Genomic DNA, 14875 nt, shown 5'->3' on the forward strand with positions numbered 1-14875 from the left:
TTAACCAAGCTGGCAGTCTTTAGGTCGTAACTGAAACTCATCAATCGAGCCTATTTCCACACCCGCCGACAGCTTCTCTTCGTCCTGATGAGCATTACCGTGAGCGTGCATAATTAGACGATTGGCCGTGCGTGGCTTCAGTTGGCTAACCACAAAACGCATCATGTCCGAGCGAGTCAACTCTTTAAGCTCTTCCAATACACGCTCTCTTTGGTTGAACTCAATATCTTTATTACCTATAGCAACCCATAAGCGCTGAGCACGACCGCGCAAAGTCGTATCAGGCGTTGAAATTTGATTCCAGAGACCGCGTTTACTGCTGTGCCATTGGTAGTCATTCAGCTCCAACAGCACCATGTAAAAGGCATTGAGGAACTCATCTATTGAGGCTAACAAGTCTGCCGGAGCGGCATTTGGTGATTGCACGTACAACACAATACCTGGATGTCGGTTGAGCGGCATATTGCCAGTGCCGACCATATAGCCTAGCTGCTGCTTGGTACGAATCTCATGGAAGAAGGTGGCTGACATCAAATGGTTGGCCAATGAATACAGCGCAATATTTTTAGGTGAAATATCAGCACATTGGTAGTAAACCACGATGGCAGAATCATCCTGATTACACATGACTTCACGCTGGAAGCTACCATTTTCACCCAGCATGATTAGCGGTCGCAGTGACTCTTCATAAGCTTGATCTTGGACACGTAATGTATCTTTTAACGTTTCAGCCATCTTGAGAGCATCCGCTTGCCTCCAATCGCCATACACAAACATCTCAACATGAAGTTCGGCTAATATCGATTGAACAAATGAGGACAACTCATCGACTTCAATAGTATCTAGCGCTTCAATTAGAACCGAATAAGGAGGGTTATTTGGTTGCAGTATCCCAGTCATGGCATTAAACAGTTGTGAAAGAGGGCGATCTTGCGACGCATTGCTCCAACCCCTAAGCAGTTGGTGCTTAATGGTTTCGAAGCGGGCTGGACTAAATTCACGAGCTTGAAAGCGTTCAAGGATCATATTTAGCAATTGCGGTTGCTTTTCGCTAAATCCAGAAAGAGTCAGGGTTACCCCTCCTTGATGGGTATACATATTGTAACCCATACCCGCGATTTCAGCTTGATAGGTATCTTTCTCTAGAGAATCCAAAAACATCTCTACACATAAGCGTGTTTTGACGATGTTTCTAGGACTGGCTACTGAATGTGGGCTATCGATAGCGATATAAACGACACCTTTTGGTACTCGAAATTGATGGTCTTGCAGGTGCCACAGTTTAAATCCATCCAACTTTTCTAATAGTAGAGGATACTTAGCGTCACCTTCGAGCTCTGCCGGATCCAAGTCGTAGCAAATAAATGGGTTTTTGCTTGGAAGCTCAAACTGCCAACCAGGATTAATGCACATAAAGCTTTGAGTTTGCTCTGGGCTAAAAGGTGTCACTGAGTAGGGCGTGTAGTACCATTTTGCTTTTCTATCATACTCGAAGCCTTGAGCCACAATGGTCGCGCGCATGTTGTCGGCGGTTAAGTAGGGGAGTAAAGAACGCTGTAATTCGTCATCGAAATGTGACATTTTATAGTCGCCATATACCACATCTTGTTTTTGATAGTGTTGCATGTTGAGCACCAGATGGCTGACTAAATCAAGTGGCCTTGCTGGCTCTTGAAAGCGGAACGCTGATTCTAACACAGCGCGTTTTTCTAGATAACGCCACTCTTCAATGCCCTGCTGTTTAATCAACTTGATGTATTGAAACACTGCTTGGATGATGTTATCGGTTTTGGTTAAACCTTCGATGGTCAACGAGCAACTGACGGTGAAATCACGATAGTTACTGCCACTTGCGCCACCACCGGCTGAGAGAGAAGTGATCCAACCTTTCTCTTTCAACTGCATCATTAAACTGCCTTCACCTTCGTAACCTAAAAGGTGAGCAAAGAACGACAAGGGCTTAACGCCGTAGTGTTCGTCCATGCTTGGCATAGGAAAGGTGAGTATGAGTTTGCGTACTTCTTTTATTGGTTCGACGTGTACTTGAACGCCTGTGCTTAACTCGCCAATAATTGGTTCTTGAACTTTTTTACCTTGCAGGTTGTGATTGGTAATTGAGCTAAAGCGTTCCTCAACCCAGCCTTGCATTTTATCTAATGATTGATCGCCAGACAGTGTCAGCGTCATTAGGTCTGCAGAATATTGTTGCTGGTGGAACGATAAGATCTCTTGGCGAATCGTCTCACCGTCTCTGTCTCCTAACGTATCGATATTACCGACAGAAAACTTCGAGAATGGATGATTGCGATTCACCAGCTCTTTGGTCACTTGGTACAAGCGTCGTGAATCGTCGTTGAGTTTCATTTTATATTCTGAATCAACCGCTTGACGTTCTTTATCTAATGCTTCTTCATTGAACAGGGGAGCAGTAAAAAATTGGCTGAAGCGATCGAGTGCGGTTTCAAATGCATTCAATTCAACATCAAAAAAGAAGCAGGTGTGCTCTGTGCCCGTCCATGCATTGTTGCTACCGCCATGTTGGCTGATAAAGCTTTGGAACTCTCCGACCTTTGGGTACTTTTCAGTTCCCAAAAATAGCATATGCTCTAAGTAGTGAGCTAAACCCTCTCGGTCTGTAGGGTCATCAAAGTGCCCCACATTAACGGCGAGTGCGGCTGCGGCTTTTTGAGCATTTGGGTCCTGAACTAACAGTACGCGTAACCCGTTATTTAAGGTTATGTAACGGTATTGATGTTCATCATTGGGGCTTAAGTGCACAGGAGCATCTCCAGAGAAGGTGGTTTTTAAATTATGTACCCGATGATTCGGCGTGCAAACGTTGTGATCATTTTTTGGGATATGAAGAGATTTTTAGCGACTTAAAAATCATCTTTTATCGATTTTTATCAGTAATTTATTTTCTTTTAATAAGATTGTTAAGAAAGTCGAACTCTTTAGCAAGTGACTTGATATAATTATTTATATAGACTGCGTTTTCTCTGGACTGAGAGCCAAACGCTAAGTAGCGTATCGTTGATATGGGATATATCAACTCTCGAAATGTTACGTAGACAGGATTGAGCATGAAAGTATTCATAATGCGCCACGGTGAAGCAGAAAATTTTGCAAACTCTGATGCAGAGCGTGCGTTAACTCAGCGCGGTAAAATGGCGTCTCTTGCGGTCGCGCAAGCGGCAAATGAGCAAGGCATAAGTCAATTTGATAAAGTACTGGTAAGCCCCTACTTAAGAGCACAAGAAACGTGGTTAGAGATCTCTCAGGTGTTTTCTGCAAAGAAAGTTGAAACCTGTGATGATATTACTCCTTATGGAATGTCTGACGACGTGTTTGATTTGACCTTAGCGATGACGGAAGTGGAAAAGCTAGAGACTGTTTTATTTGTGTCTCATTTACCTTTAGTGGGCTACTTAACTGCGGAGTTCGCAACAGGTATGGCGCCACCTATGTTTCCGACTTCAGGTTTGGCCTGTATCGACTTTGAGCTAGAGACACAAAGAGGCGAGTTACTTTGGAATATTAATCCATAGGCGAGGCTTTAGAGAAGCTGCATGCTGAAAGGTAACAAAGAAAAGGGTATCCCAATTATTTGAGATACCCTTTGCTGTATTTGACGTTGGAATTCTTAACAGGCCAACAGATCATTTCTCAGGGATCGAAATTAAAACCAACAGTGCACCATGGCCACCAAACTCTAATGGCGCTTGATGAAAAGCCATTATGTCCGGGTGCTGCGCTAACCACAAAGGCACCTTTTGTTTAAGGATGTGTTTACCAATACCATGTTGAACGCAGGCACACGCCACGCTCTCTTTTACGCAGTGGGCAATCATTGCACCTAATTCGCGTTTCGCTTCTTGTTGAGTCATACCGTGCATATCGAGATACACATCTGGTACGTAGACACCACGACGCAGGCGCTTCACCTCATATTTAGAGACATCATCACGCGCATAACGTGTTGGGCCGTCTTCGCTAAGGTGCGGAATAAATTCATCCGAGAAATAAAACTCGCTGTCACTGGCTTGTCTCGCCGTTCGCGTAATTTCTTTTTGCTTGGCATTTCTTTTTGGCTGCTGGACTATGGTATCCTGTCGCAACTTTTTAACGCCCTTTACTGCATCATTGAATAGGGCGAAATCGTCATCGAAGTCGGTGTCTTTTTTGCTCATCAGGTTATGAATTCTAATTAGAAACGTAATTAGCGGTATTGTAGCGCTTTTCGGAGACAATTTTGGATAAGATTTTTGTAGAAGAAGCGGTATCAGAACTACACACGCTTCAAGATGTGATTCGTTGGACTGTTAGCCGCTTTAATGCAGCGGGCCTATTTTATGGTCACGGCACTGATAACGCGTGGGATGAGGCGGTACAACTTATTTTACCTACTCTTTATCTGCCGATTGATGTTCCTTCGCATGTGATGAACTCTCGTTTAACAAGCAGCGAACGTCTGCGTATTGTTGAGCGCGTGATCAAGCGTATCAATGATCGTACACCAACGGCTTACCTAACCAACAAAGCTTGGTTCTGTGGCCTTGAGTTCTTTGTTGACGAGCGTGTTCTTGTGCCTCGTTCTCCAATTGGTGAGCTGATCGAAGCTCAATTTCAACCTTGGTTAACTGAAGAACCTGTTCGTATCATGGATATGTGTACGGGTAGTGGCTGTATTGCGATTGCATGTGCTCATGCTTTCCCTGATGCAGAAGTGGATGCGATTGATATCTCTACTGACGCACTTCAAGTTGCAGAGCAGAACGTTCAAGATCACGGCATGGAGCAACAAGTGTTCCCAATCCGTTCAGATCTTTTCCGTGATTTGCCAAAAGAAAAATACAACCTGATCGTATCGAATCCACCTTACGTGGACGAAGAAGATATGAACAGCCTGCCAGATGAGTTCACACACGAACCAGAACTTGGCCTAGCTGCAGGTACAGACGGACTTAAATTGGTTCGCCGCATCTTAGCAAACGCACCAGACTACCTAACTGATGATGGTATTCTGATCTGTGAAGTTGGCAACTCAATGGTTCATATGATGGATCAGTACCCAGAGCTTCCATTCACTTGGATTGAATTCTCAAACGGTGGTCACGGTGTATTCATGATCACTCGCGAGCAGTTAGTGGCTTGCGCAGATGAGTTCTCTATCTACAAAGACTAAGCTTTGTATCGAAAAAGCTTTTTTGATTAGATTCGGGTTACCTTCGTTATTAGAGAAACCCGCTCTGTATTAATTTAAACGCCATGCAGCAATGCATGGCGTTTTTTATTGCCTACATTTTGGATATCGGGGCTTAGCGTTGAGGATTCGTTGCATATTATTTAGTTGCTTAATATGAATAACTATCACATATTAACGGTCAATGTTTAGTCGTTTTAGTGAGTTAAGGAGAATTCGCGATGAGCTTTGATACATGGATTTATTATTTATTAGCGGTGCTGATCTTAACGGCTTCGCCCGGGCCAAGCTCTTTATTATGCATGACCAAAGGTGTGCAATCTGGCTTTAAATTATCGATATTTACCGCGCTGGGTAGCTTAACTGCGATTACTGGAATTCTAACCTTATCGTTTACCGGGCTAGGGGTGATTATTGCTTCGTCTGAAATGGTATTTAATGTCATAAAATGGACTGGTGCGGCTTATCTTATTTATCTCGGTTGGAAGTCGCTACGGTCAAGTCAGCAAGATTATGACAACCTGTCGACTCAACAATCCGATTCTAAATCTGTTAAAGAAAGTGCTGCGCAGCATTACTTAAGTGGTTTCATTGTTGGTGCGAGCAATCCCAAAGCTATCCTATTTTTTACCGCACTTTTCCCTCAGTTTATTGACCCTTCGATAGCGATATTTCCTCAATTTGTGGTGTTCGCTTTGACCTTCGTTGTCATGGAATTGTCTTGGTTATTGGTCTACGCCTACCTAGGTGCAAAATCATCAACTTGGTTATTTGCCAAGGGTCGAGCCAAGGTATTTAACCGTGTTACAGGGGGCGTGTTTATTGGTGCAGGAGCGCTACTTTCGACGACAAGCCGAGCATAACTTTTCGATTTATCAAAGGGCTGAATAGTTACAGAAAATTCTTAATGCTGTCATAAAAGGTTAATATTAATATGCTTGCTGATTTTATCGAAAAGCCGATATATTGTAGTTACACCATCACGTTCTCAAGGAGAGACATATGCAGCATCAAGAAATGATTCAACACAGTAACTTTGGCGTTATCAGCCGCACTTGGCTTTTCTCTACCCTGTCTCTAGTGGGTATTCTTGCTCTAATGTAGTCAGCTTTATGGCTCTATATTTTTAGTTTTTATTATGAACACACTTGTTAAAAAGTCTTCAAAGTTAGAACTCTTCCTCTCTTAAATGTGGCTCTTCTCATCAGGCTAGCCACTTAACCTTTTTCTCTGAATAATCTCTTTGTCTGATTAACCCCTTACCTGAAAAGACTCACTGCATAACCTGATCTGAAGTTGTTATTAAACTGTGATAATCTTAAGTTATCTTTTATCTACAGTGTATCTCTCATGTCTGTCTGGGATTCTATTTCATTTAACAATCGATTTACTGCATTACCTCGACTGTTCTATACCCCAATTCAACCTACACCGCTCAGCAATGTCCAATGGCTCGCATGGAACCATAACCTTGCGGATGAACTCGGCTTTCCGTCATTTGATGATGCTTCAGAGGAATTGCTTGAGACGTTGTCGGGCAAGGTTGAACCTGAGCAGTTTTCGCCTGTAGCAATGAAATACGCAGGTCACCAGTTTGGCTCTTATAACCCTGATTTAGGTGATGGAAGGGGGCTGTTATTAGCTCAAATTGTCGCTAAAAGTGGTGAAACGTTCGATTTACACCTCAAAGGTGCAGGTAAAACGCCTTATTCTCGTATGGGGGATGGACGCGCTGTTATTCGATCAACGGTTCGCGAGTACTTATGTAGCGAAGCGATGGCGGGGCTTAATATCCCAACCACACGTGCATTAGCCATGATGACCAGTGACACGCCAGTTTATCGTGAGAAGCAAGAGTGGGGCGCATTGTTGGTGCGTGCTGCTGAGTCACATATCCGTTTCGGTCACTTTGAACACCTGTTTTATACCAATCAGTTGGCAGAACATAAATTACTGGCTGATAAAGTCATCGAATGGCACTTCCCAGAATGCCTCGATGAAGAGAAACCCTACGCAGACATGTTTAATGAGATTGTCGATCGTACTGCGGAAATGGTCGCGTTGTGGCAAGCGAATGGTTTTGCTCATGGCGTGATGAACACCGATAACATGTCGATTATCGGGCAAACATTCGATTACGGGCCATTCGCCTTCCTTGACGAATACGACCCTCGCTTGATCTGTAATCACTCGGATTACCAAGGGCGCTATGCCTTTAATCAGCAACCAAGAATAGGGCTTTGGAACCTGTCGGCACTGGCTCACTCACTTTCTCCGCTGGTTGATAAGGCCGACTTAGAGGCGGCTTTAGAGCAGTACGAACCACAAATGAACGGTTATTTCAGTCAGATGATGCGTCGTAAATTGGGGCTGCTTTCGAAACAAGAAGGCGACAGTCGTTTGTTCGAATCTATGTTCGAGCTGATGTCACAAAATAAAGTCGACTACCCAAGGTTCTTTAGAACGCTGTCTAACCTAGACACCTTGTCGCCACAAAAAGTGATTGATTTGGTTATCGACCGAGAGGCCGCAAAACTGTGGGTAGATAACTACTTACAACGCTGCGAACTGGAAGAGGGTTCAGTCGCCGAGCGCTGCGAAAAGATGAGGCAAGTAAACCCTAAATTCATCCTTAGAAACTACCTAGCTCAGCTAGCTATCGACAAAGCAGAGCGCGGTGATAGCAGTGATATTGACGCTTTGATGGTGGTACTGGCTGACCCTTATGCGGAACACCCGGATTATGAATACCTGGCGGCTCTACCTCCTGAGTGGGGTAAAGCCATGGAGATCAGCTGCTCTTCATAACCAACCAATAGCGGATTAAGCCCTAAAGATTCAGATAGAGGTCACTAAGTTGTGATCTTTATCTGTTTGTTCTTCTAACTTTACAAACATGTCAATAATCAAACAATCGGCCAGCCTATACACTATGTGAATAAGTTGTAAATTTAATAGGTTTGGGCGATGCCAACAAATACTCGAATTCTCGTGGTGGATGATGATCAAGAAATCCGCGAGCTGCTGGAAGAGTACCTCACAAAATCTGGTTTCGATGTTTCTTCTGTGGGAGACGGTGTTGAACTAGAAGCTCATCTGCAAAACCAAGGTTATCCAGATCTGATTCTGCTTGATGTGATGCTACCCGGTGACGACGGTTTTACCTTGTGTCAACGCGTCCGTAAGCAATCGAATGTGCCTATCATCATGCTGACTGCCGTATCGGATGAAACCGACCAGATTATCGGCTTAGAAATTGGTGCTGATGATTACATTGCCAAGCCGTTTAGCCCTCGTCAGTTAATGGCGCGTATCAAAGCGTTATTACGCCGCGTTCAAGTGGTGGATGACAAGCCAAGTGATGCACTGCCAAAGCAAATCGTTTTTGGTGATTGGACGCTTGATACGTTAGCGCATCGAATTTCCCACAATGAACACTCGGAAGAGTTGGACTTGTCGGGTAGTGATTTTTCTCTGTTGATGTTGTTCTTAACCCGCCCTAACGAAGTTCTCGACCGTGACACTATCTCATTCGCGACCAGAGGCCGTGAAGCGTTGCCTTTTGAGCGAGGCATTGATGTGCAGCTTAGTCGTCTGAGAAGCCGATTGGGCGACAGTGGCAAGTATCCTCACTACATCAAAACCATGCGCGGCAATGGCTATATCCTCGCTGTGCCTGTTCAGTATGAACACTGATAATCAAGTGCTGTTAATGAACGCCTTGCCAATGAAGTACTTCCTATGAACTGGATGAGTCGGTTAAAGCCCAACTCCTTGGTCGCAAGAACCTTGTTGTTGACCTTGTTAGCTGTGGTGATTGCTCAAGGTATCGCAACGTCTATTTGGTATAGCGAATCCAAACATAAAGAACTGGAAGGCATTCGTTCGGCTTCATCGAGCATGGCGAACATGTTTGCTTCAACGGTGGCTTTCTTTCAGTCTTTGCCCGTCAAATATCGCCATATCGTGTTAGACCAAATTAGAAATATGGGCGGGACGCGTTTCTTTGTCTCTTTCAATAAAGAGGCGCTGATTGTCGAGCCGATACCCGATACTCGCTTAAAAACCGCCTCGATAGAGGCCATACAAAGTGTGTTGAGTAACAAGCTCAATAAAGTAGAATCAGTGCGGGTTGATTTTTCTCGTCCTGAACACCTTCGCTTGCTCAAAAATGACATCTATTTAAGCGATCTCCCGCGATCTTGGGCACATCATACTTTAACGTTAGAACCGCTGAATCCACCCATTCTGGTTGTACAAATCGAATTGACCAGTCACGAATGGGTATACATTGCGGCATTGTTGCCTGCTCCATATGTGAAACTCGACGATACGATTCTTGGCAGAGAGCAGGTGATCTTCTTAGTTTCTTCAACGCTTATTCTGCTGGTTCTAACTTACTTGATGATTCGTCGCCAAGTGCGTCCTCTGAAAAAGTTAGCAAGAGCAGCTAATGAGATGAGTATGGACATTCAGCAACCCCAACTGAAAGAAGAAGGGGCGACTGAACTGGTCACCGCAACCCGAGCCTTTAATCGCATGCAGCAACGGATTCGTCGCTATGTTGCCGACCGAGAGCACCTTTTTTCTGCGATCTCCCATGACTTAAAGACACCAATAACACGTCTAAGATTGCGTGCAGAGTTGTTGGAGAGTGAAGTAAAGAAAGACAAGTTCAACAAAGATCTTGATGAGCTTGAGATGATGGTCAAAGGTGCTTTGCAAGCGGTAAGAGACACCGATCTACACGAGAACAATGCCATTATTGACCTCAATGAAATGGTGCTCTCTGTGATTGAATCTCATAACCAGTACCAAACGAAGGTAGAGTTCGAACCGGTCGTCATTGAGCCATTGGTCGCTAAACCACTGGCGATAAAGCGTGTACTGACCAACTTAATCGATAACGCAGTTAAGTATGGTTCCTCAGCAGTTGTTGAAATCAGTGGTGATGAGTTTTGGGTTATTGTCACTATTCAAGACCGTGGTAACGGTATTCCAGAAGGCAAGCTAGAGTTAGTTTTTGAACCTTACTTTAGGTTAGCAACGGATGATCAAGGACATGGACTTGGCCTAGGGATCTGCCGAAATATCCTACACGGACACGGCGGAGATCTCATTATTCGCAACTCCTCTCAAGGTGGCTTAGAAGCCAAAGTCTATATCCCGACAGGCTTAGAAGTGTAATGTAACAATTGTGTTACATAAGGCTTACCTTTTGTTTCAATCCTAAAAATCAAAATAAGTAGACTCTTTATTGAACCGGACGTCGAGTCCGCTAAACATGGAAGATTATAATGAAAATCAATAAAACCCTACTTACTCTATCTCTTCTTGCAGCCTCAACATTTTCTCAAGCCGGTGAAGTGGAAGTACTTCACTGGTGGACTGCCGGTGGCGAGGCGAAATCCGCAGCGGTACTGAAAGAGATGATTGAAGAACAAGGTCATACTTGGAAAGATTTCGCTGTTGCTGGTGGCGGCGGTGAAAGTGCGATGACTGTTTTGAAAACTCGAGCAGTGTCGGGCAATCCTCCATCTGCCGCGCAGATCAAAGGTCATGATATTCAAGAGTGGGGTGGTTTAGGTTTTCTAACGTCTCTCGATGCAACGGCGAAACAAGAAAAATGGGATGAGCTACTGCCAGAAGTTGTCACTAAAGTGATGAAGTGGGACGGAGAATATGTGGCGGTTCCTGTCAACGTTCACCGTGTTAACTGGCTATGGGCGAACCCTGTTGTTTTAGAAAAATCAGGCGTGACGGTTCCAACTACGTTAGATGAGTTCTTTGTTGCCGCAGACAAGATTAAAGCGGCTGGCTTCATTCCACTGGCTCACGGTGGTCAACCTTGGCAAGACGCGACCGTATTCGAAGCGGTGGCTCTTGATGTTCTAGGCAGTGAAGATTACAACAAAGCGTTCGTTGATCTGGATATGGACGTGTTATCTGGCGATAAAATGGTGGAAGTGTTCACCAAGTTCAAAAAGATGCGTGACTACATCGACAGCAACTCTCCAGGTCGTGATTGGAACGTAGCAACTTCAATGGTTATCAATGGCGAAGCCGCGATGCAGATCATGGGTGACTGGGCGAAAGGCGAATTTACTGCGGCAGGCAAAGTACCGGGTAAAGACTACATCTGTGCTCCGGCTCCAGGTACTGATGGTCAATTCACTTTCAACATCGATAGCTTTGCGTTCTTTGAGCTGAGTGACAAAGAGAACCAAGAAGCGCAGCAAGATTTAGCGAAAACCATTCTTACTAAAGATTTCCAAGAAGTCTTCAACCTTAACAAGGGTTCTATCCCTGTACGTCTAGATATGGACATGTCTAAGTTCGACCAATGTGCGTTGGATTCAATGGCTACCTTCAAAGCGAGTGCGGAATCTGGCGATCTTGTTCCAAGTATGGCTCATGGCCTAGCGACAACAAGCTACGCTCAAGGCGCTATCTATGACGTGGTAACCAACTTCTTCAACGAAAAAGATGCCGATCCAAAAGAAGCGGCGGCTAAGTTAGCGAAAGCAGTGAAGGCGGCTATCTAATCTAACTTGATAAGCGACACACAATGCACGTCAGTGACGGGTTGTGTTGCTTTACCAAACCCCCAGGGTAGGTAGGCTCGTAGGGAGCCTATCTACTCTTCACTCCCAATTCTGATATGCGTGATGCTGATGTGGTGCCGAAAGGTAAGCCATCGGCTCGATTGTGCAACAAGGATAAGTTATGGAGCATGTTTTGACTGAGTCGACTCCAAAACCCACAAGGAGCCAGCCTGCACCGAAACCGAGTTTTGCTGACAGGTTGCAACATTGGTTACCTAAAATAGTACTGGCGCCGACCGCGTTAGTGACCGTGGTGTGTATCTACGGCTATATATTTTGGACGGCAGCGCTGTCGTTCACTAACTCTCGATTTCTGCCAAGTTTTAACTTCGTTGGTTTAACCCAATATGAAAAGCTGATGGATAACGATCGCTGGATCACCTCAATCACCAACCTCGGTGTGTTTGGTTTTCTATTTATGGCGATTGCCATCTTACTTGGTGTTGGTTTAGCGGTATTGCTTGACCAGAACATCCGCCAAGAAGGGGCGATTCGTACTATCTATCTCTACCCAATGGCGTTGTCATTCATTGTGACAGGTACGGCGTGGAAATGGATTCTTAATCCAGGTCTTGGTATTGAAAAGCTGATGCAAGATTGGGGATTCACTGACTTCAAATTTGATTGGCTAGTCGACTCTGAAATGTCGGTGTATACCTTGGTTATCGCGGCACTTTGGCAGTCTTCAGGGTTTGTGATGGCGATGTTCTTAGCCGGTCTGCGTGGCATCGATTCATCAATCATCAAAGCGGCACAAATTGATGGAGCAAGCTTACCCACTATCTATCTCAAAATCATTCTGCCTTGCTTGCGCCCTGTGGTTTTCAGCGCGGTGATCATCACGTCACACATTGCGATTAAGAGCTTCGACCTTGTGACCGCAATGACGGCGGGTGGCCCGGGCTATTCATCGGATCTACCTGCACTATTCATGTACGCCCACTCTTTTACTCGTGGTCAAATCGGCCTTGGTGCTGCCAGTGCCATGATGATGCTTGCTGGTATTTTAGCGATTCTCGTGCCTTATCTTTACTCTGAACTTAGGGAGAAAAAGTCATGATGAATAACGTCAACTTTGCTCGAATCTTTATCTATTCAGCACTGCTTTTCTTCTGTTTAGTGTATCTAATGCCATTGTTCGTGATGGTGCTGACCTCATTCAAAACTCTGCCTGATATCAAGGCGGGTAATTTGATGAGCTTGCCGAAAGAGTGGGTGTTCGATGCTTGGTATAAAGCGTGGGATACGGCTTGTACGGGCGTGAAATGTGAAGGCATCAAAGGCTACTTCTGGAACTCATTCCAAATGGTGATTCCTGCGGTTGCGATTTCAACATTGCTCGGTGCATTCAATGGTTATGTGGTGACGAAATGGCAATTTAGAGGTTCAAACCTGTTCTTTAGTTTGTTGCTTTTTGGCTGCTTTATTCCATTCCAAGTGGTGCTACTACCAATGGCAACCATGCTTGGCAAGATGGGTTTAGCGAACACCACGATTGGCTTGGTGATTGTCCACGTTATCTACGGCATGGCGTTTACCACACTGTTTTTCCGTAATTTCTACATTTCGATTCCCGATGAATTGATCATGGCGGCAAAGCTCGATGGTGCTGGCTTCTTTACCATCTTCTTCAAGATCTTATTACCGATCTCAACGCCAATCATCATGGTGACGGTGATCTGGCAGTTTACCGCTATCTGGAATGATTTCTTGTTCGGGGTGGTGTATTCGGGCTCAGAAACTCAGCCAATCACCGTGGCATTAAACAACTTAGTCAACACCAGCACTGGCGTTAAAGAATACAACGTCGACATGGCTGCCGCGATCATCGCCGCACTGCCAACGCTGTTGGTGTATGTCTTCGCAGGAAAATATTTTGTTCGTGGCCTAACGGCAGGATCAGTAAAAGGATAATTACCCATGGCAACATTAGATTTAAAACAGATCCGTAAAACCTATCGCAACGCGGACAACGAAACGTTAAAGGGCATCGACATTAGTATCGATTCGGGGGAATTTTTGATACTTGTCGGCCCTTCGGGGTGTGGAAAATCCACTTTAATGAACACCATTGCTGGGTTAGAAAACATTAGCTCGGGTGAAATCGTGATTGATGGTATAGACGTTGCACAGGTTGAACCTAAAGATCGCGACATTGCGATGGTATTCCAATCCTACGCGCTTTACCCAAACATGACGGTACGTGGCAATATCGCTTTCGGTCTGAAGATTCGCAAGATGCCTCAGGACGAGATCGATGCTGAAGTGAATCGAGTCGCTGAAATGCTGCAAATAGAACAGTTGCTTGATCGTAAGCCATCGCAGCTTTCTGGTGGTCAGCGTCAACGTGTCGCGATGGGCCGTGCTCTAGCTCGTCGCCCTAAGCTGTATCTGTTTGATGAGCCGCTTTCGAACTTGGATGCCAAGTTACGTGTTGAGATGCGTCATCAGATTAAGCGCTTGCACCAGAAGCTCAACACCACGATCGTTTATGTAACCCATGATCAGATCGAGGCAATGACACTGGCTGATCGCATCGCAGTAATGAAAGATGGCGAGCTACAGCAGCTCGGCACACCGCAAGAGATCTACACCAAACCCAACAATATGTTTGTGGCTGGCTTTATGGGTTCACCATCAATGAACTTCATTAAAACCATGGTGGACTTGGATGAGGAACAGAATCCGATTATTAAAGTGGTTGGTACTGCAGATCAAGAACACCATATTCGTTTGCCACAAAGTATGCGCGACCAAGACGGCAAAGAATTGGTGATAGGGCTGCGTCCAGAACACATTACCGAACAGGAAGGTGATGATGTTTCTGCCTCCACAAAGCTAGACTTACAGCTAGAGGTATTGGAACCGACAGGGCCAGATACCATTGCAATGGTTAAAGTGAATGACCAAGAAGTTGCGTGTCGATTGTCACCGGAATTTGAGGTATCAGTTGGGCAAATGGCGCCGCTTCATTTTGATTTATCAAAGGCGGTATTCTTCGATGCTCAAACCGAAGCGAGAATCGACTTCTAACTTCTAGTTGCTGAGTTAGTTTAACAACCTAACT

At 44.9% G+C, this 14875-nt stretch carries 12 protein-coding genes; 10 read left to right on the forward strand and 2 right to left on the reverse strand.

The features are described 5' to 3' along the window. Positions 1-2778 (reverse strand): insulinase family protein, encoded by a 2778-nt coding sequence (locus tag OCV24_RS04525; protein ID WP_150878092.1) that lies wholly within the window; start codon positions 2776-2778, stop codon positions 1-3. Positions 2779-3083: 305 nt separating this feature from the next. Between OCV24_RS04525 and sixA the strand changes: the two genes are divergently transcribed. After that, on the forward strand, positions 3084-3548 hold the full coding sequence (gene sixA, locus OCV24_RS04530; protein ID WP_046224380.1) for a phosphohistidine phosphatase SixA: 465 nt from the start codon (positions 3084-3086) through the stop codon (positions 3546-3548). A gap of 111 nt (positions 3549-3659) precedes the next feature. Here sixA and smrB read toward each other — a convergent pair whose 3' ends face one another. Continuing rightward, on the reverse strand, positions 3660-4190 hold the full coding sequence (gene smrB, locus OCV24_RS04535; RefSeq protein WP_017056914.1) for an endonuclease SmrB: 531 nt from the start codon (positions 4188-4190) through the stop codon (positions 3660-3662). A gap of 62 nt (positions 4191-4252) precedes the next feature. Here smrB and prmB point away from each other — a divergent pair, with 62 nt between their 5' ends. From prmB to OCV24_RS04580, 9 genes are all read left to right on the forward strand, one after another. Next, positions 4253-5185, forward strand: a complete 933-nt coding sequence (gene prmB, locus OCV24_RS04540) for a 50S ribosomal protein L3 N(5)-glutamine methyltransferase (RefSeq protein WP_017056915.1) — start codon at positions 4253-4255, stop codon at positions 5183-5185. A 239-nt stretch (positions 5186-5424) separates the two neighbouring features. Then, on the forward strand, positions 5425-6066 hold the full coding sequence (locus OCV24_RS04545) for a LysE family translocator (RefSeq protein WP_136980156.1): 642 nt from the start codon (positions 5425-5427) through the stop codon (positions 6064-6066). Positions 6067-6553: 487 nt separating this feature from the next. Further along, complete coding sequence (locus OCV24_RS04550; RefSeq protein ID WP_150878095.1) at positions 6554-8011, forward strand: protein adenylyltransferase SelO; 1458 nt, start codon at positions 6554-6556, stop codon at positions 8009-8011. Between the two features lie 159 nt (positions 8012-8170). Then, the gene (locus OCV24_RS04555; RefSeq protein WP_150878098.1) at positions 8171-8899 is read left to right on the forward strand and encodes a response regulator; all 729 of its coding nucleotides are present in this window, start codon (positions 8171-8173) and stop codon (positions 8897-8899) included. Between the two features lie 45 nt (positions 8900-8944). After that, positions 8945-10390: an ATP-binding protein gene (locus tag OCV24_RS04560; protein WP_150878100.1), complete on the forward strand. Its 1446-nt coding sequence runs from the start codon at positions 8945-8947 to the stop codon at positions 10388-10390. Between the two features lie 110 nt (positions 10391-10500). Next, positions 10501-11748, forward strand: coding sequence for an ABC transporter substrate-binding protein (locus OCV24_RS04565; RefSeq protein WP_046224385.1), 1248 nt, complete (start codon positions 10501-10503; stop codon positions 11746-11748). A gap of 181 nt (positions 11749-11929) precedes the next feature. Beyond that, positions 11930-12868 carry a carbohydrate ABC transporter permease gene (locus OCV24_RS04570; RefSeq protein ID WP_009848503.1) on the forward strand — a complete coding sequence of 313 codons (939 nt, stop codon included), beginning with the start codon at positions 11930-11932 and terminating at the stop codon, positions 12866-12868. Further along, positions 12865-13722, forward strand: coding sequence for a carbohydrate ABC transporter permease (locus OCV24_RS04575; RefSeq protein WP_150878103.1), 858 nt, complete (start codon positions 12865-12867; stop codon positions 13720-13722). Before OCV24_RS04570 ends, OCV24_RS04575 begins: the two co-directional genes overlap by 4 nt. 6 nt (positions 13723-13728) lie before the next feature. Beyond that, on the forward strand, positions 13729-14841 hold the full coding sequence (locus tag OCV24_RS04580) for an ABC transporter ATP-binding protein (RefSeq protein ID WP_048613122.1): 1113 nt from the start codon (positions 13729-13731) through the stop codon (positions 14839-14841). Positions 14842-14875 lie beyond the last annotated feature (34 nt).

The organism is Vibrio kanaloae (genome assembly GCF_024347535.1).
Taxonomy (GTDB): Bacteria; Pseudomonadota; Gammaproteobacteria; order Enterobacterales; family Vibrionaceae; genus Vibrio; species Vibrio kanaloae.

Bases quoted from the DNA above. Each gene is read 5' to 3' on its own strand.
- smrB (WP_017056914.1), bottom strand. From the start codon at position 4,190: ATGAGCAAAAAAGACACCGACTTCGATGACGATTTCGCCCTATTCAAT.
- OCV24_RS04570 (WP_009848503.1), top strand. From the start codon at position 11,930: ATGGAGCATGTTTTGACTGAGTCGACTCCAAAACCCACAAGGAGCCAG.
- OCV24_RS04550 (WP_150878095.1), top strand. From the start codon at position 6,554: ATGTCTGTCTGGGATTCTATTTCATTTAACAATCGATTTACTGCATTA.
- OCV24_RS04575 (WP_150878103.1), top strand. From the start codon at position 12,865: ATGATGAATAACGTCAACTTTGCTCGAATCTTTATCTATTCAGCACTG.
- OCV24_RS04580 (WP_048613122.1), top strand. From the start codon at position 13,729: ATGGCAACATTAGATTTAAAACAGATCCGTAAAACCTATCGCAACGCG.
- OCV24_RS04560 (WP_150878100.1), top strand. From the start codon at position 8,945: ATGAACTGGATGAGTCGGTTAAAGCCCAACTCCTTGGTCGCAAGAACC.
- OCV24_RS04545 (WP_136980156.1), top strand. From the start codon at position 5,425: ATGAGCTTTGATACATGGATTTATTATTTATTAGCGGTGCTGATCTTA.
- sixA (WP_046224380.1), top strand. From the start codon at position 3,084: ATGAAAGTATTCATAATGCGCCACGGTGAAGCAGAAAATTTTGCAAAC.
- OCV24_RS04565 (WP_046224385.1), top strand. From the start codon at position 10,501: ATGAAAATCAATAAAACCCTACTTACTCTATCTCTTCTTGCAGCCTCA.
- OCV24_RS04555 (WP_150878098.1), top strand. From the start codon at position 8,171: ATGCCAACAAATACTCGAATTCTCGTGGTGGATGATGATCAAGAAATC.